Annotated in this window: 21 protein-coding genes; 13 read left to right on the top strand and 8 right to left on the bottom strand. The window is 72.8% G+C overall.

Translation table 11 applies throughout. From position 1 onward, the window contains the following. Positions 1–846 (top strand): bifunctional DNA-formamidopyrimidine glycosylase/DNA-(apurinic or apyrimidinic site) lyase, encoded by an 846-nt coding sequence (gene mutM / locus AB0G11_RS18535; protein WP_357586934.1) that lies wholly within the window; start codon positions 1–3, stop codon positions 844–846. A 106-nt stretch (positions 847–952) separates the two neighbouring features. Next, positions 953–2,473, top strand: a complete 1,521-nt coding sequence (locus AB0G11_RS18540) for a D-aminoacylase (RefSeq protein WP_357586935.1) — start codon at positions 953–955, stop codon at positions 2,471–2,473. Here the strand turns inward: AB0G11_RS18540 and AB0G11_RS18545 are convergent. After that, positions 2,426–3,604: an MFS transporter gene (locus AB0G11_RS18545; RefSeq protein ID WP_357586937.1), complete on the bottom strand. Its 1,179-nt coding sequence runs from the start codon at positions 3,602–3,604 to the stop codon at positions 2,426–2,428. The genes AB0G11_RS18540 and AB0G11_RS18545 overlap by 48 nt on opposite strands. Positions 3,605–3,693: 89 nt before the next feature. Here AB0G11_RS18545 and AB0G11_RS18550 point away from each other — a divergent pair, with 89 nt between their 5' ends. The 6 genes from AB0G11_RS18550 to AB0G11_RS18575 all read left to right on the top strand — a co-directional run bounded on the left by AB0G11_RS18550 (position 3,694) and on the right by AB0G11_RS18575 (position 12,272). Beyond that, a complete protein-coding gene (locus AB0G11_RS18550; protein WP_219507006.1) occupies positions 3,694–4,590 on the top strand; it encodes a LysR family transcriptional regulator in 897 nt (298 codons plus the stop codon). 18 nt (positions 4,591–4,608) lie between these two features. Further along, positions 4,609–4,884, top strand: coding sequence for an acylphosphatase (locus AB0G11_RS18555; RefSeq protein WP_219507004.1), 276 nt, complete (start codon positions 4,609–4,611; stop codon positions 4,882–4,884). 190 nt (positions 4,885–5,074) lie between these two features. After that, positions 5,075–5,269, top strand: a complete 195-nt coding sequence (locus AB0G11_RS18560) for a hypothetical protein (protein WP_049556952.1) — start codon at positions 5,075–5,077, stop codon at positions 5,267–5,269. A 174-nt stretch (positions 5,270–5,443) separates the two neighbouring features. After that, positions 5,444–9,127, top strand: coding sequence for a chromosome segregation protein SMC (gene smc, locus AB0G11_RS18565; protein WP_357586939.1), 3,684 nt, complete (start codon positions 5,444–5,446; stop codon positions 9,125–9,127). Positions 9,128–9,180: 53 nt separating this feature from the next. Continuing rightward, positions 9,181–10,359, top strand: coding sequence for a signal recognition particle-docking protein FtsY (gene ftsY / locus AB0G11_RS18570; RefSeq protein WP_219507002.1), 1,179 nt, complete (start codon positions 9,181–9,183; stop codon positions 10,357–10,359). Positions 10,360–10,610: 251 nt separating this feature from the next. Then, positions 10,611–12,272: a tetratricopeptide repeat protein gene (locus tag AB0G11_RS18575; protein ID WP_357586941.1), complete on the top strand. Its 1,662-nt coding sequence runs from the start codon at positions 10,611–10,613 to the stop codon at positions 12,270–12,272. Positions 12,273–12,275: 3 nt separating this feature from the next. On the opposite strand, the gene AB0G11_RS18580 is transcribed toward AB0G11_RS18575, so the two are convergent. From AB0G11_RS18580 to AB0G11_RS18590, 3 genes are read right to left on the bottom strand one after another with little or no spacing between them, the layout of a single operon-like run. Beyond that, positions 12,276–13,067, bottom strand: a complete 792-nt coding sequence (locus AB0G11_RS18580; RefSeq protein WP_219507001.1) for an ABC transporter ATP-binding protein — start codon at positions 13,065–13,067, stop codon at positions 12,276–12,278. Then, complete coding sequence (locus AB0G11_RS18585) at positions 13,064–14,107, bottom strand: iron chelate uptake ABC transporter family permease subunit (RefSeq protein ID WP_357586943.1); 1,044 nt, start codon at positions 14,105–14,107, stop codon at positions 13,064–13,066. Before AB0G11_RS18585 ends, AB0G11_RS18580 begins: the two co-directional genes overlap by 4 nt. Then, entirely contained in the window at positions 14,104–15,138 is a 1,035-nt protein-coding gene (locus AB0G11_RS18590) for an iron ABC transporter permease (protein WP_357586945.1), read from the bottom strand. The genes AB0G11_RS18585 and AB0G11_RS18590 overlap by 4 nt, the downstream gene beginning before the upstream one ends. Before the next feature lie 100 nt (positions 15,139–15,238). On the opposite strand from AB0G11_RS18590, the gene AB0G11_RS18595 reads away from it, so the two are divergent. Continuing rightward, positions 15,239–16,204, top strand: a complete 966-nt coding sequence (locus tag AB0G11_RS18595) for an iron-siderophore ABC transporter substrate-binding protein (RefSeq protein ID WP_357586947.1) — start codon at positions 15,239–15,241, stop codon at positions 16,202–16,204. Between the two features lie 4 nt (positions 16,205–16,208). On the opposite strand, the gene AB0G11_RS18600 is transcribed toward AB0G11_RS18595, so the two are convergent. Then, positions 16,209–17,282 carry a PLP-dependent cysteine synthase family protein gene (locus AB0G11_RS18600; RefSeq protein ID WP_219506998.1) on the bottom strand — a complete coding sequence of 358 codons (1,074 nt, stop codon included), beginning with the start codon at positions 17,280–17,282 and terminating at the stop codon, positions 16,209–16,211. 246 nt (positions 17,283–17,528) lie between these two features. Here AB0G11_RS18600 and AB0G11_RS18605 point away from each other — a divergent pair, with 246 nt between their 5' ends. Then, on the top strand, positions 17,529–18,113 hold the full coding sequence (locus AB0G11_RS18605; RefSeq protein WP_246645188.1) for a sigma-70 family RNA polymerase sigma factor: 585 nt from the start codon (positions 17,529–17,531) through the stop codon (positions 18,111–18,113). Between the two features lie 3 nt (positions 18,114–18,116). Here AB0G11_RS18605 and AB0G11_RS18610 read toward each other — a convergent pair whose 3' ends face one another. Together AB0G11_RS18610 and AB0G11_RS18615 are read right to left on the bottom strand one after the other, a co-directional pair. Beyond that, complete coding sequence (locus AB0G11_RS18610; RefSeq protein WP_357586949.1) at positions 18,117–19,061, bottom strand: sensor histidine kinase; 945 nt, start codon at positions 19,059–19,061, stop codon at positions 18,117–18,119. A 27-nt stretch (positions 19,062–19,088) separates the two neighbouring features. Beyond that, on the bottom strand, positions 19,089–19,922 hold the full coding sequence (locus tag AB0G11_RS18615) for a DMT family transporter (RefSeq protein ID WP_219506995.1): 834 nt from the start codon (positions 19,920–19,922) through the stop codon (positions 19,089–19,091). Positions 19,923–20,015: 93 nt separating this feature from the next. Between AB0G11_RS18615 and AB0G11_RS18620 the strand changes: the two genes are divergently transcribed. From AB0G11_RS18620 to AB0G11_RS18630, 3 genes are all read left to right on the top strand, one after another. Beyond that, a complete protein-coding gene (locus AB0G11_RS18620; protein WP_219506993.1) occupies positions 20,016–20,591 on the top strand; it encodes a helix-turn-helix domain-containing protein in 576 nt (191 codons plus the stop codon). A 206-nt stretch (positions 20,592–20,797) separates the two neighbouring features. Further along, positions 20,798–21,565: a polysaccharide deacetylase family protein gene (locus AB0G11_RS18625; protein ID WP_357586951.1), complete on the top strand. Its 768-nt coding sequence runs from the start codon at positions 20,798–20,800 to the stop codon at positions 21,563–21,565. A gap of 31 nt (positions 21,566–21,596) precedes the next feature. Then, positions 21,597–22,247 carry a DUF2461 domain-containing protein gene (locus AB0G11_RS18630; protein WP_219506991.1) on the top strand — a complete coding sequence of 217 codons (651 nt, stop codon included), beginning with the start codon at positions 21,597–21,599 and terminating at the stop codon, positions 22,245–22,247. Positions 22,248–22,581: 334 nt separating this feature from the next. Here the strand turns inward: AB0G11_RS18630 and AB0G11_RS18635 are convergent, their stop codons facing one another. Beyond that, positions 22,582–25,104, bottom strand: coding sequence for a hypothetical protein (locus tag AB0G11_RS18635; RefSeq protein ID WP_219506990.1), 2,523 nt, complete (start codon positions 25,102–25,104; stop codon positions 22,582–22,584). Positions 25,105–25,212 lie beyond the last annotated feature (108 nt).

The following is a 25,212-nucleotide window of genomic DNA, read 5'->3' on the forward strand; positions in this document are numbered from 1 at the left end:
TTGCCCGAGCTTCCCGAGGTCGAGGTCGTCCGCCGCGGTCTGGCGGAGTGGGTGACCGGCCGTGAGATCGCCTCCGCCGAGGTGCTGCACCCGCGCGCGATCCGGCGTCATCTGCCGGGCGCCGACGAGTTCGCGGCGCGGCTGCGCGGGCGGCTGGTCAAGTCGGCCGAGCGGCGCGGCAAGTACCTGTGGCTGCCGCTGTCGGGGCCGGAGGAGGCGCTGCTGGCGCATCTGGGCATGAGCGGCCAGTTGCTGGTGGTCGATCCGGACGCGCCGCCGGAGAAGCATCTGCGGGTGCGGCTCAGGTTCGCCGACGGCGGCTCCGACCTGCGCTTCGTCGACCAGCGGACGTTCGGGCACGTGATGCTCACCACGCTGGTGGGCGGGGTGCCCGAGCCGATCGCGCACATCGCGCCCGACCCGTTCGAGGAGTCGTTCGACGAGGCCGCCTTCACCGCGGCGTTGCGCGCGAAGAAGACGGAGATCAAGCGGGCGCTGCTCGACCAGTCGCTGATCAGCGGCGTCGGCAACATCTACGCCGACGAGGCGCTGTGGCTGGCCCGGCTGCACTGGGCGCGGCCCGCGCAGACGCTCACCCGGCCCAAGGTCGCCGAGCTGGTGGCCGCGGTGCGCGAGGTGATGGGAGCCGCGCTCCAGCAGGGCGGCACGTCCTTCGACAGCCTGTACGTGAACGTCAACGGCGAGAGCGGCTACTTCGACCGCTCGCTGGAGGTGTACGGCAGGCAGGACCAGCCCTGCTCGCGCTGCGGCGCCCCGATCAGGCGTGAGCCGTTCATGAACCGGTCGTCCTACTCCTGCCCGAAGTGCCAGCGGCGGCCGCGCTGATCCGGTGGCGTCGCCTCGATCATCGTCGCAGCGGACCAACCTCGGGCCCGGTGTTGGGCCGCTGACACCAAGCGCGAGGCGGCCTTGACGGTGTTGGGTGGGTCTCATGGTGGATCTGCTGTTGCGCGGTGGTTCGGTGTACGACGGGCTGGGCTCCGCGGCCGTGACGGCGGACGTCGCCGTCGAGGGCGGCAGGGTGGTGGCCGTCGGCCGTGACCTGGGCGCCGCCCGCAGGGTGCTGGACGTGACGGGGCTGGCGGTCGCGCCCGGGTTCGTCGATCCGCACGCGCACTCCGACCTGGTGCCGCTCATGCCGCGGGCGCAGCCGTTCAAGCTGCTCCAGGGCGTGACGACGGAGATCAACGGCAACTGCGGCTTCTCCTACGCGCCCGACGCCTCCCGGCTGGAGGAGCTGACCGGGGACGGGGTGCCCGACTGGACGTTCGCCGGCTACCTGGCGGCCGTGGCGGACGCCGGGCCGACCAACCACGTGGCCACGCTGGTCGGACACTCGACGCTGCGCGGCGCGGTGGCCGGGTTCGAGCCGGAGCTGCGGCCCGGCGACCTGGAGCGGATGTGCGAGCTGGCCGCCGAGGCGTTCGAGGCGGGCGCGTGCGGGCTGTCGAGCGGCCTCATCTACCCGCCGGGCAGCTACGGCGACACCGACGAGCTGGTGGCGCTGGCCAAGGTCGCGCACCGCTACGGCGTCCCGTATACGACTCACCTGCGCGACGAGGGGTCGGCGCTGGGGCAGGCGCTGGACGAGGCCGTCGAGATCGCCCGGCGGGCGCGGGTGAGCCTTCAGGTGTCGCACTGCAAGGTCGCCGGCCGCGCCAACCACGGCGGGGCCGGGATGCTGCTCGGCAAGCTGCGTGAGGCCCGCCTGGCGGGCGTGGACGTGCGCGGCGACCAGTACCCCTACACGGCGGGCTCCACCGTCCTGGCGGCGCTGCTGCCGCCGGCCGCGCTGGCCGGCGGCGGCGTGCGCGACACGCTCGCCTCGCCCGGCGAGCGGGCCCGGCTGCGGGCCCGCGCCGAGGCGGGCGGCTCGGGCTCCGGGCTCTGGCGCGACGCCGTCCCCGAGGGCGTGCTGATCACCTCGCACGCCGAGCCGGGGTACGCCGGCCGCACGCTCGCGGACGTGGCCGCCTCCGGCGACGCCTGGGAGACGCTGTGCGACCTGGTGTCGGCCGATCCGGCCGCCGAGATGGTCGTCGAGATGATGGCCGAGGCCGACGTGACCGAGATCATGGCCGACCCGCTGATCGGCATCGGCTCCGACAACGGCGCCCCGGCCGGGCTGGAGCATCCCCGCACGTGGGGGTGCTTCCCCCGGTTCCTCGGGGTGTACGTGCGCGAGCGCGGGGTGGTCGGCTGGGCGGAGGCGGTGCGCAAGATGACCTCGGCCAACGCCGCCCAGTTCGGGCTGCGCGGGCGGGGCTGCCTGGTGCCGGGGGCGTACGCGGACGTGTGCGTGTTCGACCCGGAGAGCGTGGGCCACGCCGGGACGTACGCCGAGCCGTCCGCCCGGCCGACGGGCATCGTGCACGTCCTGCTGGAGGGCCGGGTGGTGGTCGAGTCAGGCGTGTTCACCGGCGGGCGTCACGGCCGGCTGCTGCGCCCGTGAGCCCCGTACGGCGATGAGGACGGCCGCCAGCGCGGTCAGCGCCGCGCCCAGCCACATCACGGCGGTCACCGAGACGCCGTCGGCCACCCGGCCGCCGGCGAGCGCGCCGAGCGCGATGGAGACGTTGAACGCGCCGACGAACAGCGCCGTGCCCAGCTCGCCGCCGCCCGCCCGCATGATCCACAGCTGCAGGGTGACGCCCACGCCGCCGTAGCCGAGACCCCAGACGACGAGCACGGCCAGCGGCAGGCCGATCAGCGGCAGCGCCGCCATGCCCGCGACCATGAGCGCGACCAGCGTGATCAGGACCGCCGCCGGGTTCCTGGCGGCCCGCGCGCCGGCGGCGAAGTTGCCCGCCACGCCCGCCGCGCCGTACAGCAGGAGCGCGACGCCGACCAGCACCGGGCCGGCGTGCGTGACCTGCTCCATGAACGGCCGCACGTAGGTGTAGGCGGCGAAGTGGCCGGCCACGATCAGGACGGTCAGCACGAGGACGAGCCTGAGCGGCCCCGAGAACGCGCCGGACAGCGCGCCGCGGCTGTCGGTCCCCGGCAGCGGCGGCAGCGTGGCGGCCAGCAGCGCGAGCAGGACGAGCGCGCCGGCGCCCATGGCGGCGAACGCCGTGCGCCACCCCGCGAACGATGACACGAACGTCGCCGCGGGCACCCCCAGCACCGAGGCCACCGCCACGCCGGACAGGATGACGGAGGTGGCCCGGCCGACCGCCGGTTCCGGCACCAGGCGCGGGCCCAGCCCGGCCGCGATGGCCCAGAACCCGCCGATGCTCACCCCGGTCAGCACCCGGGCCGCCAGCATCACCGGGTAGTTCGGCGCGAGCGCGCCCATCAGGTTGCCCGCCGCCAGCAACGCCATCAACGCCAGCAGCATGATCCGACGGTCCAGCCGCCGGGTGGTGAACGCCAGCACGGGCGCCGAGGCGGCGGCCACCAGCCCGGGGGCCGTCATCATCAGCCCGGCCGTGCCGTCCGACACGCCGAGCGACGCGGCGATCTCGGTCAGCAGGCCGACGGGCAGCATCTCGCTGGTCACGAGGGTGAAGGTGCCCGCCGCGACCGAGGTCACGGCGAGCCAGCGCGCCGGAGCGGCGGCGGGTGCGTCAGTCGTCGTCATGCCGCTCAGCCTCGCGGCGGCGCGCGTGGGGAACAATGACGAACGGCGAAGCCTTGGTTGAGGCAGGCTAAGCGATGCTGGAGGCGGGGATGGAGTTCAGGGAGCTGGAGTGCTTCGTCGTGCTGAGCGAGGAGCTGCACTTCGCGCGCACGGCCGAGCGCCTCTACCTGTCGCCGGGGCGGGTGAGCCAGCTCATGCGCGCCCTGGAGACCAGGATCGGCGGCAGGCTCTTCGAGCGCACCAGCAGGCGGGTGCGGCTCACGCCGCTCGGCGAGCGGTTCCTGGCCGACCTGAGGCCCGCCTACGCCGGGCTGGCGAGCGCCGTGAGCCGGGCCAAGGCCGCGGCGCGGGAGGTCACGGGCGTGCTCAGGGTGGGGTTCCTGGCCACGCCGACGGACGTGGTCACGGGCAGCGTGCTGGCGTTCGAGAGCCGTCATCCCGGCTCGTCGGTCGAGCTGGTGGAGATCCCGCTGTCCGACCCGTTCGGCAGGCTGCGGGCCGGGCAGGTCGACGTCGCGTTCACGCTGCTGCCGGTGGACGAGCCCGACCTGGCGACCGGCGAGGCCCTGAACCGCGTCCCCTACCACCTCGGGCTGCCCGCCGGCCATCCGCTGGCCGGACGGGTGAGCATCGGCGCGGAGGAGCTGGCCGGCGTGCCGCTGATCGGGCTGGACGGGCCCGCGCCGCGCGGGTGGCGCGAGCGGGCGGCACCCAGCGTGACCCCTTCCGGACAGCCGATTCCCCAGGCAGGTACGGTGGCCACCAGCCAGGAGGGCCTGACCCAGGTGGCGCTCGGCCGGGGCGGCATGCTGTTCTGCACCCCGACGGCGGCCCACCACAGGCGGCCCGACGTGAGCTTCGTGCCGGTCACCGGGCTGCCGCCGTCGGTGCTCGGCCTGGCCTGGGTCAAGGCGGCGGAGACCGCGGCGATCAGGGCGTTCGCGCGGGCGGCGGCCGGGCACGCGCTGAGGCTCGTGGCCGCATGACGTCAGCAGGGAGGAATCATGGACGACGCGCGTATGACCGCCTGGGTGCGGGGCAGGGTGCAAGGGGTGGGGTTCCGCTGGTGGACCAGGGCCAGAGCGCTGGAGCTGGGCCTGACCGGCTGGGCCAGGAACACCGACGACGGCCGGGTCGAGGTCGTCGCCGAGGGGCCGCGCGAGTCGTGCGTCAAGCTCCTCGACCTGCTCAGAGGTTGCGACACGCCGGGCAGGGTGGATGGAGTAGTGGAACGCTGGAGCGAACCCCGAGGTAGCTTGGGCGGATTTGTGGAGCGGTGACCCGTTTCGTTAAACGGCTCAAATAGGGTATAGTTATATGTCGGGAGTGCCTGTCGGTAGGGCAGAGCGGTGCGTTCGACTTGACCGCCCACACGGCCGGTGCGACTCTTGTTAGGTACCACGCGCACCCCTCCCGCGGAATAGAAGTGCGCGAACCAGTCTGGTCACTCAGCGTGGAGGACCCTTTACCATGGCGAAGGCTCTACTCGGCCACGTCGGCGGTCCTGACCCTCGAATGGTCTCGGAGATGCGGCGATTGCAGCAGCGGATCCGTGACCTGGAGGCAGAACTCATCCGACTCCAGGCCCAGAATGACGCTCTTGCGGCGCAAACCCGCGATGAGGCAATCAGCCGCATGCAGGAGCGCGAGCCGGCACTCACCTGAGAGTGATCGGAGCGCAAGATCAGGGACGTCTCACCGAGGCGTCCCTTGTTATTTTTCGCGGGACCGTTGTTTTGCGTAAGACCCACCTCACCTCCTGACTGCGCCCGCCAGCGACGGGCAGCCGGGGCCAGTAGGCTTTCCCGGAGTTCCGTCCAGGAGTAGGGGGTCCGCGCTTTGTACCTGAAGACCCTCACGCTGCGCGGATTCAAGTCCTTCGCCTCGGCCACCGCCCTCCGCTTCGAGCCCGGCATCACCTGCGTCGTCGGCCCCAACGGCTCCGGCAAGTCCAACGTCGTCGACGCCCTGGCCTGGGTCATGGGCGAGCACAGCGCCAAGTCGCTGCGCGGCGGCAAGATGGAGGACGTCATCTTCGCCGGCACCTCCTCCCGGCCGCCCCTCGGCCGCGCCGAGGTGACGCTGACCATCGACAACACCGACGGCGCCCTGCCGATCGACTACACCGAGGTCACGATCAGCCGGCTGATGTTCCGGTCCGGCCAGAGCGAGTACGCGATCAACGGCGACACCTGCCGCCTGCTCGACATCCAGGAGCTGCTGTCCGACTCCGGCATCGGCAGGGAGATGCACGTCATCGTCGGCCAGGGCCAGCTCGACGCCGTCCTCCACGCCGGTCCCGAGGACCGCCGCGCCTTCATCGAGGAGGCCGCGGGCGTCCTCAAGCACCGCAAGCGCAAGGAGAAGGCGCTGCGCAAGCTCGACGCGATGCAGGCCAACCTCACCCGCGTCCAGGACCTCGCCACCGAGCTGCGCCGCCAGCTCAAGCCGCTCGGCCGCCAGGCGGAGATCGCCCGCAAGGCCGCCGTCATCCAGGCCGACCTGCGTGACGCCCGGCTGCGGCTGCTGGCCGACGACGTCGGCATCCTGCGCGCCACGCTGGAGCGCGAGGCCGCCGACGAGGCCGCGATCCTCGCCAGGCGGGCCCAGGTCGAGGCCGGGCTGGCCGAGGGCCAGCAGCGCGAGGCCCTGCTGGAGGCCGCCGAGGCCGAGGCGCAGCCCCGGCTGAGCGCCGCCCAGGAGACCTACTTCCGGCTGTCGTCGCTGCGCGAGCGCATCACCGGCCTGGCCCAGCTCGCCGCCGAACGCCACCGCCACGCCGTCGACGCCGCCTCCATCGAACGCCGTGGCCGCGAGCCCGAAGAGCTGGAGCGCGAGGCCGCCGAGGCGCGCGAGCAGGAGCTGATCCTCCAGGCCGAGCTGGAGCAGGCCCGCGAGCTGCTCGACGACGCCGTCGAGCGCCGCACCGCCGCCGAGGCCGAGCTGGCCGCCGAGGAGCGCCGGCTGGCGATGGCCGCCAGGGCCGCCGCCGACCGCCGCGAGGGCCTGGCCAAACTCCGCGGCCAGGTCGACTCCGTACGGAGCAGGTCACGGGCCGCCGAGGAGGAGATCGGCCGGCTGGAGCGGGCGGTCGCCGACGCGGCCGAGCGCGAGCGGCGCGCCCGCGAGGATTTGGAGGCGCAGCGGCTCGACGAGCCCGCCCCCGACCCCGCGCTGGCCGAGGAGCTCGCCACCGCGCAGGCGCTGGTGGAGGAGGCCAAGCTGGCCGCCGACGCGGCCCGCGCCGCCGTCGAGGAGGCCAAGGCCGCGCTCGACGCGCCCCGCGCCGCCCTTCAGGCCGCGAAGTCGGGCGTCGGCACCGCACGTGCCGCCGACCAGGACGCGCAGCGGGCCGTCGCCGCGCTCCAGGCCCGGTGCGACGCCCTGGAGCTGGGCCTGGCCAAGGGCGACGGCGGCGCGGCCCTGCTGGAGGCCGATCTGTCCGGCGTGCTCGGGCCGCTCGCCGCGTCCCTCCAGGTGACGCCCGGGGCCGAGGTGGCCGTCGCCGCCGTGCTCGGGCCGGTCGCCGAGGCCATCGCCGTCACGTCGCTCGGCACCGCCGTCGAGGCGCTGGAGCTGCTGCGCGTCAAGGAGGCGGGCCAGGCGACCCTCCTGGTCGCCGGCTCCCGCGACGGCGCCGGGCCCGGCTCGCCGGGCGGCGCGCCCGGCGGTGGGCGGTGGGCGGCCGAGCTGGTCAGCGTGCCCGACCGGCTGCGCGCGTCCCTCGACCACGTGCTGGGCGGGGTCGTCGTGGTCGACGACCTGGAGACCGCGCGGCGGGTGGTCGAGGCCGACCCCGCCCTGCGCGCCGTCACCGTCGGGGGCGACCTCGTCGGCGCGCACGTCGCCGGCGGCGGCTCCGAGGGCGGCACGTCCGTGCTCCAGGTCCGCGCCGCGCTCGACGACGCCGTCGCCGACCTGGCCGACGCCAGGACCAGGGCCGAGGAGACCGCCGCCGCGCTGACCGAGGCGGTCGCCGCCGAGCAGGCCGCCCAGGCCGCGTTCGAGGCCGCCCAGGCGCACGTCGCGGAGGCCCAGAGCGCGGTCAGCGCCGCCCAGTCCGGGGTCAGCTCCGCGCAGGGCACGCTCGACCAGGTCAGGGCCCGCCAGCGGGAGGCCGACCAGCGCGACGCCGCCGCCGCCAAGCGGCTGGCCCAGCTGGAGGCCGCGGCCGAGGCCGCCCGCGCCGAGGCCGAACGGCTCGGCCAGAGCGTCGCCGCCGCCCGCGAGGCCCGCGCCGACGGCCTGGAGGAGCTGGCCGAGCTGGAGGTCCGGCTGGCCGAGGCCGAATACTCCCAGGAGCTGGAGACCGAGCCCACCACCGAGGCCCGCGACGAGCTCGCCGCCGTCTGCGAGAGCGCCCGGCAGCGCGAGGTCGAGACCCGCCTCCAGGTCCGCACCGCCGAGGAGCGGGTCAAGGGCGTCGAGGGCCGCGCCGACGGCCTCATCCGCGCCGCCGCCCGCGAGCGCCAGGAACGCGCCCAGGCCGCCGCACAGCGCGCCCGCCGCCGTGAGCAGGCCGTCCTGGCCCAGGCGGTCGCCGAGGGCGCCAAGCGCGTCCTGACGAGCCTCGCGGCCTCCATCCAGCTCGCCGCCCGCGAGCGCGACGAGGCCGACCTCGCCCGCGTCGCCGTCGACGCCGAGCTCAAGCAGGTACGCCTGCACGTGCGCGAGCTCAGCCAGGAGCTCGACAAGCTGGTCAACCGGGTCCACGGCAGCGAGGTGGCCCGCACCGAGCAGCGCCTCCGGCTGGAGCAGCTGGAGCAGCGGGCCATGGACGAGTTCGGCGTCGAGGCCGACACGCTGCTCACCGAGTACGGCCCCGACGCCCCGGTGCCGGGCGACCCGCCCGTCCCGTACGTGCGCGAGGAGCAGGAGAAGCGGGCCCGCGCCGCCGAGCGCCAGATGAACCAGCTCGGCAAGGTCAACCCGCTGGCCCTGGAGGAGTTCGCGGCGCTGGAGGAGCGCCACGCGTTCCTGACCTCGCAGCTGGAGGACCTGAAGAAGACCCGGCGCGATCTGCTGACCGTGGTCAAGGAGGTCGACGACCGGGTGCAGCTGATGTTCTCGTCGGCGTACGAGGACGTGGCACGCGAGTTCGAGCAGATCTTCGGCCGGGTGTTCCCGGGCGGTGACGGGCGGCTCGTGCTGACCGACCCCGACGACATGCTGACCACCGGCATCGAGGTGGAGGCGCGGCCGCCGGGCAAGAAGGTCAAGCGGCTGTCGCTGCTGTCGGGCGGCGAGCGGTCGCTGACGGCGGTCGCGTTCCTGATCTCCATCTTCAAGGCCAGGCCGTCGCCGTTCTACGTCATGGACGAGGTCGAGGCCGCGCTCGACGACACCAACACCCAGCGGCTGCTGACGCTGTTCGAGGAGCTGCGGCAGAGCTCGCAGCTGATCGTCATCACGCACAACAAGCGTACGATGGAGATCGCCGACGCCCTCTACGGCGTGTCGATGCGCGGCGACGGCGTCACCCAGGTCGTCAGCCAGCGGCTTCGCGAGCGCGAAACGGCGTGATTGGCGTGGCCTTGGGCATGAGCATGCCGGACGATCTGGAAAACTGACATCTTGTGGATGGTTACCTCGGCGTCATAGTGATCGTGGTGCTTGTCGCCCTCGTGGCGGCAGGCGGCCTCTTCCTGCTCTTCCGGCCGGGCGGCAAGGCGGCCCCGCCGCCCGTCAAGCCTCCGGAGGCGCCGCCGCTCCCGGAGGAGACGGAGAAGCGCCCCGCCTCGGCCGACGAGGCCGAAGGCGCCACCACCACGCTGCCGCCTCCGGCCAAGCCCGCCGAGCCCGCCGTCGTGGCGCCGCCCGTGGAGGTGCCGCCGCCGTCCGAGGGACGCATGGTGCGGCTGCGCTCGCGGCTGGCCAGGTCGCAGAGCGCGCTCGGCCGCGGCCTGCTGGAGCTGCTGTCGCGTGACCGGCTCGACGACGAGGTCTGGGACGAGATCGAGGAGCGTCTGATCACGGCCGACGTCGGCGTCGCGCCGACCCAGGTCATGGTCGAGGAGCTGCGCACCAAGGTCAAGGTGCTCGGCAGCCGGTCGCCGCAGGAGGTGCGGGCGCTGCTGCGTGAGCAGCTTCTCATCCAGGTCAACCCCGACCTCGACCGCACCCTCCACACCGCCAAGCACGGCGAGCGGCCGGCCGTGGTGCTGGTCGTGGGCGTCAACGGCACCGGCAAGACCACCACCACCGGCAAGCTCGCCCGTTCGCTCGTCGGCGACGGCAAGAAGGTCGTGCTCGGCGCGGCCGACACGTTCCGCGCCGCCGCCGCCGACCAGCTCCAGACGTGGGGCGACCGGGTCGGCGCCGACGTGGTGCGCGGTCCCGAGGGCGGCGACCCGGCCTCGGTGGCCTTCGACGCGACCGCCCGGGGCATCGAGGAGCAGGCCGACGTGGTCATCGTCGACACGGCGGGCCGCCTGCACACCAAGACCGGCCTGATGGACGAGCTGGGCAAGGTCAAGCGCGTCATCGAGAAGAAGGCCACGGTCGACGAGGTGCTGCTCGTCCTCGACGCCACCACGGGCCAGAACGGGATGCGGCAGGCGCAGGTGTTCGCCGAGGTGGTCAACATCACGGGCATCGCGCTGACGAAGCTCGACGGCACGGCCAAGGGCGGCATCGTCATCTCGGTCCAGCGGGAGCTGGGTGTCCCGGTCAAGCTGGTCGGGTTGGGCGAGGGTCCGGATGATTTGGCCCCCTTCGACCCAGAGGTGTTCGTCGACGCCATCCTGGGTGATTGATCCTTAAACCCCTAGGAAATTTCCCTTACCAGGTCATCCCTTGTTGTTTGACCGCTTTCGTGTTGATATTGAGCGGTCCTTTTCGTTTGACCTGGAATGAGTGCACATGAAGAAGGTTGTGGTTCACAAGCCGGGCACCGTCAAGCTGACCGGAGCGGCGACTCCGAAGCACGCGGCCTAACCTCCTCCATGGCAGAGGGCCGGCGCATTGCGGTGGATGCGCCGGCCCATTCTCTTGGCGGACGGGGAAATTGCACGAGATCACGTTTGACGCGCACCGCGGCCTGCTCGGCCCCTACACCATGGCGGCCGGGCTGGCCGCGGCGCTGGTTCCAGGAGCGGCGCCGGAGCTGGCCGCCGCCCACGACATAGAGCTCAGGGCCGTCGCGCCCATGCTGAACCTGCCGGTCAGGCGGTCCTCGCTGGCCGACCGGCTGCCGCAGGAGGAGCGGATCCTCATCCCGGCGCCCCTGCGCACGCTCCGGCTGGCGAACGGGGTGGCGGAGTTCGTACGCGATCATCTGGAGGCGGCGGGGCCGCTGAAGCTGCGGGTGGTCAACCTCGCCGAAGCGGACCCGACCGATATCGAGTTGCTGGCGGTGCTGGAGCGGCGGGTGCCGGCGCTCACCGTGGTCCGCGAGGAGCACGGGCCGCCGCATCCGGGACCGGTCCACCGGTTCGGGCCGGAGCTCGACCGCTACCGCAACGAGGGCTTCCACCACGCGATGGCCGAGGCCGGGGCCGCGCTGCTGCCCGGGCTGCCGGAAGGCGGCGACGAGTGGTGGACGCTGCTGCACCGCACCACGACCGCGCTGGCCGCGCTCGAACGCGAGGACGAGGCCCGCGACCTGCTGGACCTGGCCCGCCGGGTCGGCCACGACCCCAAGAACCTCGCCACGGCGGCGTACGCGACCGCGATGCTGCTCGTCAGGCACCACGACCCGGCCCGGCGCGACCCGGCCGAGGCGATGGAGTGGATCGACCGGGCGGTGGCGCTGGCGGGCAGCCTGGCCGATCCCCGGGAGCGGGCGTTCCACCTGGGCTTCGACCTGAACGGCAAGGCGCTGGTGTCGGTGCGGCTGGGCCGGTTCGCGCAGGCGCTGGAGCTGGTGGAGGAGGCGCTGGCGCTGGGGGAGCGGGAGCTCGCCCCGGCCCACCCGATCCACCGGCTGGTGCTGCACGCCAACCGGGCGCAGCTCATGGCGCAGGCGGGGCGCACCGACGAGGCGCTGATCGGCTACGGCACGGCGATCGCGATGGACCCCGGCTACCCGGACTACTACCTGGACCGGGGCAACCTGCTGCACAAGCTGGGCCGCGTCGCCGAGGCGCTGGCCGACTACGAGAGCGCGATGCGGCTCGGGCCGCCGTTCCCGGAGCCGTACTACAACCGGGCGGAGATCCGCTTCGCGGCGGGCGACCTCGCCGGGGCACGCGCCGACCTGGACCACGCGCTGGAGCTGGATCCGGGGTTCGGGCCCGCGTACGTGAACCGGGCGGGCATCCTGGCCGGGCTCGGCGAGTACGAGGCGGCGCGGGCCGACGTGGCGCGCGGGCTGGCGGCCGACCCGGGCAACGCGCACCTGCTGGCCGTGCTCGGGCAGGTGGAGGCGGCGCGGGGCAGGCCGGAGGAGGCGCTGGCGGCCTATGACGCGGCGCTGGCGGTCGATCCCGGGCTGGCGGCCGCGTGGGCGGGGCGCGGGGAGCTGGCGTTCGAGCGCGGCGAGCACCACCAAGCGGTCGCCGACCTCACCCGGGCGCTGCAGCTCGGCGAGACGGCCGAGCTGCTGTTCAACCGGGCGGTGGCGCACCGGGCGGCGGGCCGGGCCGAGCAGGCCAGGCAGGATCTGCTGCGGGCCAGGGAGCTGGCGCCGGGCGACGAGGACATCGAGCGGGCGCTGGCCGGGGAGTGACGCTCAGGAGGACTGGCGGTGGGTGCCGATCGGGACGACGAGCGGGGTGCCCGCCACCGGGTCCGGGATGACTTTGGCGTCCAGCTCGAACACCTCGCGCAGCAGCTCCTCGGTGAGCACCTCGTGCGGCTCCCCGGCGGCGATCACCCGGCCGCCGCGCATCGCCACCAGGCGGTCGGCGTAGCGGGCGGCCAGGTTGAGGTCGTGCAGGACCATGACGATGGTCCGGCCCGAGGCGTGGTGCAGCCGCCGGACCAGCTCCAGCACCTCGACCTGGTGGGCCAGGTCCAGGAACGTCGTCGGCTCGTCGAGCAGCAGCAGGTCGGTGCCCTGGGCCAGCGCCATCGAGATCCACGCCCGCTGCCGCTGCCCGCCGGACAGCTCGTCCAGCGGCCGTTCGGCCAGGTCGGCCAGGCCCGTCATGGTCAGCGCCTCGGCCACGGCCGACTCGTCGTCCGTCGACCACTGGCGGTACCAGGTCTGGTGCGGGTGCCTGCCCCGGGCGACCAGGTCGGCGACGGTCAGCCCTTCGGGCGCGGTCGGCGCCTGGGGGAGCACGCCGAGGACCTTGGCCACCTCGCGGGTGGGGATGCGGTCGATGCGCTTGCCGTCGAGCAGCACCTCGCCGCCCTGCGGCTTCAGCAGGCGGCCCAGGGCGCGCAGCAGGGTGGACTTGCCGCACCCGTTGGGGCCGATGATCGTGGTCACGGTGCCCGCCTCGATGCCGAGGTCGAGGCCGTCGACGATGGTGCGGTCGCCGTAGCCGAGCTTGACGGCGGCGGCCTGGAGCCTCATTTCCTCGCCCTCCAGATGAGGTGGATCAGGTACGGGGCGCCGAGGACGGCGGTGACGACGCCGACGGGCAGTTCGACCGGCGCGAACAGGGTGCGGGCGAGCAGGTCGGCGGCGGTGATGAGCACCGCGCCCACGGCGGCCGACGACAGCAGCGGCGGCTGGGCCGACCTGGTGAGGCGCAGCGCGATCTGCGGCGCGGCCAGCGCCACGAACGCGATGGGCCCGGCCGAGGCGGTGGCCACGGCGGCGAGCAGCACGGCGGCCAGGATCATGGCCGCGCGGGCGCGGTTCATGCGGAGGCCGAGCGCGGTCACCGTGTCGTCGCCGAACCGCAGCGCGTTCAGCGACCGGGTGCCGGTCAGGGCCAGCGGCACGAGCACAGCCAGGGCGACGGCCACGGGCTGGACGTGCTCCCAGCCCCGGCCGTGGAGCGAGCCGCTGATCCACACCATCGCGCGGCCGGTGTCGTTGACGTCGCCGACGGTGAGCAGCCAGAACTTCACGTTGGTGAACACGGCGGCCACGCCGATGCCGACGAGCACCAGGCGGTAGCCGTCGAGGCCGCGCCGCCAGGCGAGCCCGTAGACGATGACGGCGCCGATCAGGCCGCCGAGCAGGGCGAGCGCGGGGACGCCGAGGCTGGTGAGCAGGCCGCTGGTGCCCCCGTAGGCGCTGCCGCTGGCGACGACCCCGGCGACGACGAGCACGGAGGCGCCGTTGGTGACGCCGAGGATCTCCGGGCTGGCGAGCGGGTTGCGGGCGATGGACTGGATGATCGCGCCGGACAGCGCGAGGGCCGCGCCGACCAGCGCCCCGGTGAGCGCGCGGGGCAGGCGCAGCTCCATGATGACGAAGTGGGCCGGGTCGGCCGGGTCGAAGGTGGCGGCGAGCACCTGGCCGACCGTCAGCTCGATGTCGCCCATGCGCATGCTCAGCGCCATGAGCAGGGCGAGCAGCGCCAGCCCGGCGGTCGTCACGACCACGCCGCGCGGTCTGATCCGCCACGACAGGCCGCCGAGGCGCAGGGGGATCGAGGTCACAGGCGCACCGGCTTCCTGCGCCGGACGAGCGCGACGAAGAAGGGGGCGCCGATGAGCGCGAGCACCACGCCGACCTCCAGCTCGCCGGGCGGCGCCACGACGCGGCCGACGACGTCGGCGAGGAGCACCAGCGCGGCTCCGAGCAGCCCCGAGTACGGGATCAGCCAGCGATGGTCGGTGCCGGACAGCGCCCTGGCCAGGTGCGGGACGATGAGCCCGACGAACGCGAGCGCGCCGCAGGCGGCCACGGCGGCGCCGGACAGCAGGGTGACGGCGGCGACGCCGACGGTGCGGGTCAGGGCGATGTGCTGGCCGAGGCTGCGGGCGACGTCCTCGCCCAGCGACAGCGCGTTGAGGCCGGGCGCGTTGATCATGGCCAGCACCAGCCCGGCGGCGATGAACGGCAGCACCTGCCAGACCACGTCGGGGCCGCGCGCGGCGATCGAGCCCGCCTGCCAGAACCGGAAGACGTCCATCGCCTGCTCGTCCAGCAGCACGAGGGCCGAGGTGAGGGCGTACAGGAAGGCGCTGACGGCGGTGCCCGCCAGGGCGAGCGTCACGGGGGTCGGCCCGCCGCGCCCGCCGACCATGCCGAGGGCGAACACGCCGACGCTGGCGACGAGCGCGCCGGCCAGGCCGAACCAGATGTAGGCGAGCAGGCTGGAGGCGCCCAGCCACATGATCGAGGCCACCATGGCGAACGCCGCGCCCTGGGTGACGCCGAGCAGGCCGGGGTCGGCGAGCGGGTTGCGGGTGTGGCCCTGCATGAGCGCGCCCGCGACGCCGAGCGCGAGCCCGGACAGCACGCCGAGCGCGGTCCTGGGCACGCGCAGGGAGCGGATGATGATGTCGCTCTCGGTGTCGCCAGGGGCGGTCAGCGCGTGCCAGGCGTCGAGCGGCGCCACGGACCGGGAGCCGATCGTGATGCTCAGCACCACCCCGGCGAGCACGGCCGCCGCCAGGACGGCGAGGACGGTGATCCTGTGGTGACGGATGCCGTGCAGGCGCGGCGCCACGGCGGTCGCACTCACCCGTCCTCCTCCGAAGTTGCCTGACCCTGGTGCAGTATGCCAGCTTAGGCAGGGCTAACCTAATTTAGGTTTGCCTTACTTGATCGTCGAAAGGGTTCCGATGAGATCGTTGCGCGCGCTGGTGGGCGCCGTCCTGGTGGCCGGGCTGGCCGCCTGCGGTGCGAGCGAGCCTGCGGCCACCACGCAGAAGGCCGCCGAGCCGTTCCGCACCATCAAGCACGCGATGGGCGAGACCGTCATCCCCGCCCAGCCCAAGCGGGTCGTCGCACTCGACCAGAGCTTCGTCGACGCCGTGCTCACGCTGGAGACGCCCGTGGTGGGCTACACCACCTACCGGGCCATCGACGACAAACTGCCCGACTACCTGGGGCCGGCCCTGGCGCAGTACGGCAAGGAGGCCACCTCCGTCGGCACGCTGGAGCAGCCGAGCCTGGAGAAGGTCATGGCGCTCAAGCCCGACCTGATCGTCTCGGCCAAGGTCCGCCACGAGGCCCTGTACGACAAGCTTTCCAAGATCGCCCCGACCGTCTTCAGCGAGACGACCGGCGCCATCTGGAAGGACAACCTGCGCCTCGTCGGGCAGGCCCTCGGCAAGGAGGACCTCGCCGACACCAGGATCAAGGAGTACGAGGACCGCGCCGGCAAGATCGGCGCCGCGATCAAGGAGAAGGACGGGAAGCTGCCGACGGTCTCGGTCGTGCGGTTCGCCGGTGAGCCCACCGCCCGCCTCTACGTGGAGAACTCCTACTCCGGCCTGGTCCTGAAGGACGTCGGCTTCCCCCGCCCGGAGGGCCAGCCGAGCACCACGGAGACGATCATGGTGGAGATCAGCGAGGAGCGGATCGCGGACATGGACGCCGACCACATCTTCGTCGCCACCTACCCGGACCCGACGGCAGACGGGCCCAAGGCCAAGTTCACCGGAAACCCGCTGTGGGGCAAGCTCAAGGGCGTCAAGCACGAGGTCAGCGACCTGACGTGGATGAGCGCCGTGGGTCTCCAGGGCGCTCACAGCATGCTCGACGACCTGGCCGGCTTCTTCAAGGTGGACCCGGCCAAGGCGTGACGGCCTAGCTGGGCAGGAACGCGCGCAGGTCGGCCAGGTGGGGCTCGATGTCGAGGCCCTGGCCGGCCAGCCACGCGGGGTCGCCGTACGTGCCCCGGTAGCGGTCGCCGCTGTCGCAGATCAGCGTGACGACGCTGCCCCGCTCGCCGGCCTCGCGCATCTCCCTGATGAGCTCCACGCAGGCGGCCACGTTGGTCCCGGTGGAGCCGCCCACGTCGCGGCCGGTGACCTCGCGCACCCAGTGCATGGCCGCGATCGAGCGGGCGTCGGGCACGGCGACCATCCGGTCGATGACCGTCGGCTGGAACGACGGCTCGACGCGCGGCCGCCCGATGCCCTCGATGCGCGAGCCGGGCGCGGTGGCCGCGCCGTCGCCCGACACCCAGCTCGGGTAGAAGGCCGAGCCCTCCGGGTCGACGACGGCCAGCCGGGTGGCGTGACATCGGTAGCGGATGTAGCGGCCGATCGTCGAGGAGGTGCCGCCGGTGCCCGCGCCGACCACGATCCAGGCGGGCTCCGGGTACGGCTCCATCGCCATCTGGTTGTAGATCGACTCGGCGATGTTGTTGTTGCCGCGCCAGTCGGTGGCCCGCTCGGCGTAGGTGAACTGGTCCATGAAGTGGCCGCCGGTCTCGGCCGCCAGCCGCCGGGACTCCGCGTAGATCGTGCCGGGGTCGCTGACCAGGTGGCACTTGCCGCCGTGGAACTCGATCAGGTGGATCTTCTCCGGCGACGTGGACGCGGGCATGACCGCGATGAACGGCAGGCCGAGCAGCCGGGCGAAGTACGCCTCGCTCACGGCGGTGGAGCCGCTGGACGCCTCGACGATCGTGGTGCGGGGGCCGATCCAGCCGTTCGCCAGCCCGTACAGGAAAAGTGAGCGAGCCAGCCGGTGTTTCAGTGAACCGGTGGGGTGCACCGACTCGTCTTTCAGATAGAGGTTTACCCCCCAGTGCGAGGGCAGCGGAAAGACGTGCAGGTGAGTATCGCAACTACGGTTGGCGTCGGCCTCCACCTTGCGGATGGCCTCCGCCACCCACGACCGAGTCCCCGAGTCATGCCGGTCCAGGTATTCCATGGCCCATACGCTATCCCATGTGAAGCTGGCCACACTTTGCGGAAAATTGAGGGGATAGTGTTATGATTATGAAATCTGTCCGGCCGTGGACGTGATGACGCACGCCGCGAGCAGATGGACTGTTCACCCCGCTGACCAGTGCGGAAGCCCTAACGCGGCCCTTACGAGGGGCCTGGGAGCATGGAATCGCTGTCAGCCGGCTGGATGCCGACGGGGGATAGCGCAAGGGGGAATGAATTGATCACCATGACCGATGAGCAGCGTCAGGACTGGTTCGAGCGCGACGTCGTGCCCGTCACGTCGCAGCTGTTCGCCTCCGCCATGCGTCTGACCCGCAACACCGCCGACGCCGAGGACCTCGTGCAGGAGACCGTGGCCAAGGCCTACACCTCCTACCACCAGTTCCGTGAGGGCACCAACCTCAAGGCCTGGCTGCACCGGATCCTCACCAACAACTTCATCAACGACTATCGCAAGAAGCAGCGTTCACCGAAGTTGTCGGCGGCCGAGGACATCGAGGACTGGCAGTTGCACGCCGCCGAGTCCCACACCTCGACGGGTCTGCGCTCGGCCGAGAACGAGGCGCTCGACCGGCTGCCCGACAACGTGGTGATGAACGCGCTGCGCTCGCTGCCCGAGGACTTCCGGGTCGCCGTCTACCTCGCCGACGTCGAAGGCTTCCCGTACAAGGAGATCGCCGACCGGATGGGCACGCCCATCGGCACCGTCATGTCCCGGCTGCACCGGGGCCGCCGCCAGCTCCGCGGCATGCTGGAGGACTACGTGCGAGAGGAAGGCGCCGTGCGGCTGCCCGCCCAGCGCGCGGCCTGACCCTCAGGGGCGCAGCCGCATGTGCAGGCGGACGCGGAGCATCCCGTCGTCCGCCCGCAGCTCGACGAGGTCGCAGAGCTGACGACTGATCCAGAGCCCGTATCCCCGCAGGGATCCGGGCTCTGGTGGTATATAGCCGGGCAACGGGTCCTCCAGCGGGCCGCCGGGGTCGCTGATCTCGCAGACGACGCCCCTGCCGCCCCTCCACATCCTGATCAGGCCATGGCCCGGCCCGTGCTCGACGCTGTTGGCGGCGATCTCCGACACGCTCAGCACCAGCGAGGCGACCAGGTCGCGGTCCATGCCGGCGGCCCCGGCGTAGCCCGCCACCTCGTGCCTGAGCTCCTTGAGCCGGTCGGCGGTGAACCGCACCGAGCGCACCCGGCCGGTCGGCTCCGGGAGGGGGCCGCGGTCGCCGTTGAGCACCAGCTCGTCCGGCCTGACGTAGCGCGGGCTGGGCCGCTCGCCGCCGGGGCCGAGGATCACCGGGTGGGTCGTCTCCGCGTGACGCAGCACGTCCGCGGGCGCCGTACGCACGTCGTAGAAGCACAGCGCGCGCGTGGGGACGCCGGCCAGCGCGGTGTTGAGCACCGACTCGTAGCGGATCCATTCGCGGGTCTCGATCTCGCTCAGGCCCGCCCAGACCGGCTCGCCGACCAGCAGCGTGGGCCTGCCGTGCGCGTAGTCGTAGCAGCTCGCCAGCGTGCGCTGCGGATGGTCGTACCAGGAGCCCGAGTCGCGGCGGTCGACCTCGCGCCAGTCGTCGCCCAGGGCCTCGGCCAGCAGCGACAGCCGCGCCGGGCGGGTGACGACCAGCACCCGCCTGCCGCCGGCCAGCGCCTGCCGGACGCGCGGGACGGCCAGGTCGAGAAAACCCTCATCGGAGCCGTACGGCACGGCCACGTGCTGCGACGGCTCGCCGGAGGAGGGGGCCCGGTCGTGGGGCACGGGCGAAACGTAACAAGGGCGTGGCGGCTACGCAACGGCTATGAGCGCGACCGCACCCAGCGCGCATGCCACGCCGGTGAGCTGGATCGCCCGCAGCCGCTCCCCGAGCACCTGCCTGGCCAGCAGGAGCGTGCTGGCCGGGTAGAGCGAGACGAGCACCGCCACCAGGCTGAGCAGGCCGTGCTGCTTGGCCAGCAGGTAGAGCACGTTGGCGGCCATGTCGAGCACCCCGGCGGCGACGATCACGCCGAGCGAGCCCGAGCTGGGCCGCAGCGTCCGCCGCAGCGCCAGCGCGAGCAGGACCACCACCGCGATCGACGAGGCCCGCGCGCCCACCAGCGGCCACAGCCCGGCCTCGTGCGGGGCCATCGCGAGCAGGATGTAGAAGCCGCCGAACCCGGCGCCGGCCGCCAGCGACGTCAGCACCGCGGCGGAGGAGCCCTTCCCGCCCGCCGTCCGCTCCTGGCTGATGAGCACCACCGAGCCGAGCGCCAGCGCGATGCCCGCCAGCGCCAGGACCTCCGGGCGCTCGCCGGTCGCCAGCCCGAACGTCACGGGCAGGGCCGCCGACGTGACCGCGGTCGTGGGCGCCACCACGGACATCACGCCGGTCGCCAGCGAGCGGTAGAAGAGCACCAGGCCCGCCGCCCCCGACAGCCCCGCCGCCAGCCCCCAGGCGAGCGCGCCGCCGCTGAGCAGGCCGGGCAGCGCCGGGAGCAGCACCAGCACGAGCGCCAGGCCCGCCACCTGGGAGAGCACGACGACGGACAGCACGCGCGAGCGTCGCGTGGCCAGCCCGCCGAAGAAGTCGGCCGTGCCGTACACCACCGCGCAGGCGGTCGCCAGGATCACCGCGGTCACGTCTTGCCTCCCTGCGGAAGTTCAATGGAGTGGACGCCTAGTACAACACACAGAGTGCACCATAGTGCAAATTCTTTCCACTACACTGCACTCGTGCAGGATCCTGAGATGATCAACCAGGCGATCGCCACCAACGTGCGCGCCCAGCGCACCCATCGGGGGCTCACGCTCGACGCGCTGGCCGCCAGGTCAGGCGTCAGCCGCGGCATGCTGGTCCAGGTCGAGCAGGGCCGCACCAACCCGAGCGTGTCCACGCTGACCCGGATCGCCTCCGCGCTCGGCGTGACCGTGGCCAGGCTCGTCGAGGTGGGCGACGTGCCGATGGTGCGGATCGTCGAGCCGGCCGACGCCGTGACCTTCCACCAGGGCGACGTGCGGGCCAAGCTGCTCGTGGGCGCCGACTCGCCGATGATCCTGGAGCTGTGGGACTGGCGGCTGGCCCCCGGCGAGCACCACGACGGCGACGCGCACCCGGCGGGCACCCGCGAGATGCTGACCGTCCTGGAGGGCGAGCTGACGCTGACCGTGCACAGCCGCGACCACGTCATCGTGGCCGACGGCGCGGTGCTCTTCACCGCCGACCGCCCCCACCGCTACTCCAACCAGGGCGATCGGGAGCTCAGGTTCGTCATGGTCGTGGCCGAGCCGCGCGACGTGGGCGACCAGTGACGCCGAAACGTCGCCATCTGGGCACCGATCCGGCTGGATGTGGCATAAGGGTGGCGCGTCGCTACCAGGAACTACGGGCTGATATCCCATCCTGGTGGGACGACCTGGCTGAGGACGTGCGGGGGGATCTGGGCCGGGTGTTTTGGTAACCCTCCGTTCCGGTGGTTTCGGGGGGATATATGCGGGCTTGCGTGGTTTTGCTGGCCTTGGCGGTTCTTCCGGCAGGGGCCGGATGCGACGCCGCCCCCGCCCCCAAACCCCCCGAAGCCGTCCCCGCGCCGCAGCCGCTCGCCGTCGCCCCCGAGTCGCTCGTCAAGCGGCTGGAGGCCATGCAGCCCGCCTGGCCCAGACAGCCCGACTGCGCCCACGACAAGTGCGTCGCCCTCACGTTCGACGACGGGCCTGGCGAACACACCGGCAGGCTCCTCGACATCCTGCGGGAGAAAGGCGCCAAAGCCACGTTCTTCGTCGTCGGCCAGATGGTCGCCGCCGCACACGGGGCCGCCACCGTACGCCGGATCGTCGCCGAAGGCCACGAACTGGGCAACCACTCCTGGAGCCACCCCATGCTCACCGGCCTGTCCGGGCAGCGGCTCGCCCACGAGATCGGCCACACCGGCGACCTCGTCCGGCGCATCACCGGCATGCGCATGCGCGTCATGCGACCGCCGTACGGGGCGACCGACCGCGCCGTCGCCGAACAGACCCGCCGCCGCGGGCTCGCCCAGATCCTCTGGAACGTCGACACCTTCGACTGGCGCGACCGGGTGCCCGCCCTCGTCGCCAAACGCGGCGCCCACGTACGGCCCGGGTCCATCGTGCTCATGCACGACATCCACCCCACGACCGTCAAGGCCGTGCCCCGGCTGCTCGACACCCTCGACCACCGCGGCTACTCGTTCGTGACCGTGACCGAACTGTACGGCGACCGGCTGCGCCCCGGCCGCAGGTACGAGCAGCTACGCCGCCGCTGAAACCGTCGGTGCCGCATGGGAGGCTGGTCACATGGGTTTCACCGGCTTCCCCGACGAGGCTTTCCTCTTCTACGAGGGGCTGGAGGCGGACAATTCGAAGACCTACTTCACCCGGCACAAGACGCTCTACGAAGAGGCCGTACGAGCCCCCATGCTGGCGCTCGTGGAGGAGCTCGGGCCCGAGTTCGGCGAGGCGCACCTGTTCCGGCCCTACCGTGACGTGCGCTTCTCCAAGGACAAGACGCCCTACAAGGTCCACCAGGGCGCCTTCGTCGACCTCCTGCCCGCCATCGGCCTCTACGTCGAGATCAGCGCCGCCGGGCTGTTCGTCGCCGGCGGCCTCTACTCCCAGGCCGCCGACCAGCTCGCCCGCTACCGCGCCGCCGTCGCCGAGCCCCTGACCGGCAAGCCCCTCGACGGCATCGTCGAAACCCTGCGCGCCGGCGGCTACGAGATCGGCGGCGACCGGCTCAAGACCCGGCCGCGCGACTACCCGGCCGACCACCCCCGCATCGACCTCCTGCGCCACCGGACCCTCTACGCCGGCCGGCGCCACGGCCCGGAGCCCTGGGTGCACACGGCCGACGTCCTGGGGCACGTCCAGCGCTCCTGGCGCGCCTTCGGCCCATTGGTCGACTGGCTCTGCGCCCACGTCCACACCACCACCCTCCCCCGCCGCTGACCCCAGCCGCACGGACACCCCCGATTTGGCAGCACCCGCCAGCGGTCAGCCCCACCAAGGGCGGCCTCCCGCGCGCCTGGCCTGCGGGGCACGCGGGTCAGGGGAGGCAGCGCGCCGCACGCCGTCGGGGTCGCCAGGGCACCCTCTGGGGAAGCGCCGCCTCCCACGCGCGCCTGGCCCACGCCTCCGGGGAGGGGGCGGGTCTGGGGAGGCCCGCGCCCTGTACGCCGTCGGGGTCGTAAGGGCCCCGGCCTTCGGGAAGCCCCTGGGGGCCGCGTGCCCGGCGGGGCCCGTCGCGGCCTCCCGCGCGCCTGGCCCGCGCTTCCGTGGAAGGTCAGGGGCGTTGGGAGGTTTCCTGGTCGCCGCGGAGGATGCGGTCGACGGTCTGGCCGGCTGCCTGGGTGGCGGCCGTGGTGACGGCGGCGATGACGATGGCCAGCAGCGGCGTCGCCAGGCTGCGGAGGCTGCGGATGTTGCGGACGCGCCCCCACGGCTCCCCGGCGAGGTGCATGAGCCGCCACTCCCAGTAGAGCCCGAGCCCGATGCACACCAGCGCGACCTCGCCGACGACGATGGCCACGACCTGGAGCTTGGCGTCGGGCCCGATGTCGGGTTCGACCAGGGCCGACAGGTAGCCGGACAGTTCGGTGACGAGGGCGGCGGCCATGAGGTGGAGGGCCTTGGTCATGGGCTGGGTGCCGCGCACCCGCGAGTAGAAGTAGCCGAACACGAATCCGTAGGCGGGCAGCGCGATCAGCGACCGGGCCTCGAAGACGAAGCTGCTCAGGTCGAGCCCGGTCGGCAGCCCGTACACGAACAGGAACGGCAGGCTGAGCAGGAGGCTGACGACGAAGGCGTGGACGCCGTTGTGCCAGGGGGTGCATCCGGCGGAGGTGGCGAAGGCGGTCTCGGGGTGGCCGCCGTGGCGGTGAAGGGCGGTTTCGAGGGCGCGGCGCTGCTGGTCGAAGTCGTCCATGGACAGGTCGCCGTTGCCGAGTTTGCCGCGGCCGATGCGGTAGAGCTCCTGTTCGGCGACGAGCAGGAGGCGCCGGTGGAGCGCGGTGCGGATGAGGTGGCGGTGCGCGGCCTGGTCGGCGGGTTCGACGATGGAGGGGTGGGGCCGGTCGAGCAGCCAGAGGGCGGTCACCCAGGCGATGAGGGAGGTGATGGCGAGCATGGGCAGCGGCACGTTGATGTCGGCGATGGTGGCGCTGCCGCGGGGCGTCAGGTAGACGACCATGAGGCAGATGATGACGGTGGCCTGCGCGGTGTGGGAGGCGGCGCCCTCGACCGTGGCGCCGAGCCGTTTGAGGCGGAGCACGAGCAGCAGGAAGCCGAGCAGGAGCAGCCCCATGACGCCGCGGACGAGCGGGGTGAGCTGGAGGTCGCCGATGCTGGGGACCCGCTGTCCGGGCACGGCGCGGCTCCATGATCCGGCGTCGAGCCATTCGGTGGGCCAGCCCTGGACGAGGAGGCTGACGACGACGGCGACGACGACGGCGCCGCGGGTCCAGCGTTTGGTGGCGACGGCGACGGCGGCGACGGGGATGAGCGCCCAGCCGAAGGCGAGGACGAGCCTGACGCTGTCGGGCGGGTAGGCGCCGGTGATCATGGCCTTGACCCACAGGGCCAGTGCCAGCAGTCCGATGGCGGCGCCGGCGGCGAGCGCGGCGAGGCGGATGATGACGATGCGTACGCCGAGGTCGACGCTGAACGCCACGGCCGAGCCGGCGGCCGTGACCGCCGCGATGCCGCCGCCGGCCAGCAGGGTGTGGCCGGGGAGCTGGCCGTACAGGTAGGACCAGGAGAGCATGCCGATCGCGACGAGCACGCCGACGCCGGTGGCGCCGAGGACGTCGTGCGACGTCCAGCGGGGGCTGGTGGGCAGGATGCGGCTGGCGTGGCGGACGGCGAGCGCCGGCACGACGCCGAAGAGGATCACGTACGCGGGCACCGTCCAGCCTCCGGCGAGGACGGGCACGATCAGCAGGGGGGCGCAGAGCGCGAGCCCGGCGACGAGCTCGCGGTTGGGCGGGCGCAGCCACCAGCCGGTGCCGAGCGCCCGCAGCAGCATGCCGGCGAGCACGACGGCGGTGAGCAGGCCGAGCGCGGTCTCCCAGGAGAAGTCGTCCTCTTCGGGCACGTCGGGGAAGCCGTAGGAGTCCTGGGCGAGGGTGAGGCTGACGGGGTAGAGGCCGACGGTGAACTCCAGCCGCTTGGCCTCCTCGCGGTCGGGCCTGATCGACACGGCGCGGGCCACGGTCCAGTCGCCGGGCAGCACGGTGACCTTGCGGTAGACGATGAGCAGGGGCCGGGCGGTGGGCGCGTTGAAGTCGACCTGCACCAGTTCGCCGGGTTCGACCTGTCGGAGCAGGGTGACGGTGAAGCGGACGGTGGTGCGGCCGCCGGCGGTGGTGAGGACGGGGGCCAGGCGGCGGGCGGGCGTCAGCGTGGTGCCGCTGACCTTGATCGCGCCGAATCCGTCGTCGGTGAAGCGCTGCATGTCCTGGGGGAAGCCGTCGCCGCGGCGCAGCGTCTCGGCGAGCGTGTCGGACTCGTCCATCTGGAGCCGGTGCGTGATCGTGACCTTGAGCTGCCGGCGGCGTTCGTCGAGCCGGCCTTCGGGGACGGGGCCGAGGTCGTCGGGGCCGGCTCTGGCGAGGATCACCTCGGTGGTGGCCTGCCGGCCGCGTTCGACGGCGGGCGCGGCGGCGGACAGGTCCCACGGGTCGGCGGCCGCCGCGGAGGGCGGCGGGTCAAGCCCGGGTACGGGCCCGGCCACCACCGTGCACCAGGCAACGGCCCCGACCGAAATCGCAGCCAGCCCGAACGCGATGACCGCCCGGATCCTCTCCACAGTTTGGATGATTCACGCGGTTGGCCGGATGTTCCATCTCATACGGTAACGGTGTGATTACAGCTGCTTCGGTCTTGACAAAGGTCCGTATTTGTCCCGCCCAAATGA

This window comes from Nonomuraea sp. NPDC023979 (assembly GCF_040639085.1).
GTDB classification, from domain to species: domain Bacteria; phylum Actinomycetota; class Actinomycetes; order Streptosporangiales; family Streptosporangiaceae; genus Nonomuraea; species Nonomuraea ceibae.

Coding starts and splice junctions, on each gene's coding strand:
- AB0G11_RS18540 (WP_357586935.1), top strand. CDS start 953: ATGGTGGATCTGCTGTTGCGCGGTGGTTCGGTGTACGACGGGCTGGGC.
- AB0G11_RS18545 (WP_357586937.1), bottom strand. CDS start 3,604: ATGACGACGACTGACGCACCCGCCGCCGCTCCGGCGCGCTGGCTCGCC.
- AB0G11_RS18550 (WP_219507006.1), top strand. CDS start 3,694: ATGGAGTTCAGGGAGCTGGAGTGCTTCGTCGTGCTGAGCGAGGAGCTG.
- AB0G11_RS18555 (WP_219507004.1), top strand. CDS start 4,609: ATGGACGACGCGCGTATGACCGCCTGGGTGCGGGGCAGGGTGCAAGGG.
- AB0G11_RS18560 (WP_049556952.1), top strand. CDS start 5,075: ATGGCGAAGGCTCTACTCGGCCACGTCGGCGGTCCTGACCCTCGAATG.
- AB0G11_RS18580 (WP_219507001.1), bottom strand. CDS start 13,067: ATGAGGCTCCAGGCCGCCGCCGTCAAGCTCGGCTACGGCGACCGCACC.
- AB0G11_RS18595 (WP_357586947.1), top strand. CDS start 15,239: ATGAGATCGTTGCGCGCGCTGGTGGGCGCCGTCCTGGTGGCCGGGCTG.
- AB0G11_RS18600 (WP_219506998.1), bottom strand. CDS start 17,282: ATGGAATACCTGGACCGGCATGACTCGGGGACTCGGTCGTGGGTGGCG.
- AB0G11_RS18605 (WP_246645188.1), top strand. CDS start 17,529: ATGACCGATGAGCAGCGTCAGGACTGGTTCGAGCGCGACGTCGTGCCC.
- AB0G11_RS18630 (WP_219506991.1), top strand. CDS start 21,597: ATGGGTTTCACCGGCTTCCCCGACGAGGCTTTCCTCTTCTACGAGGGG.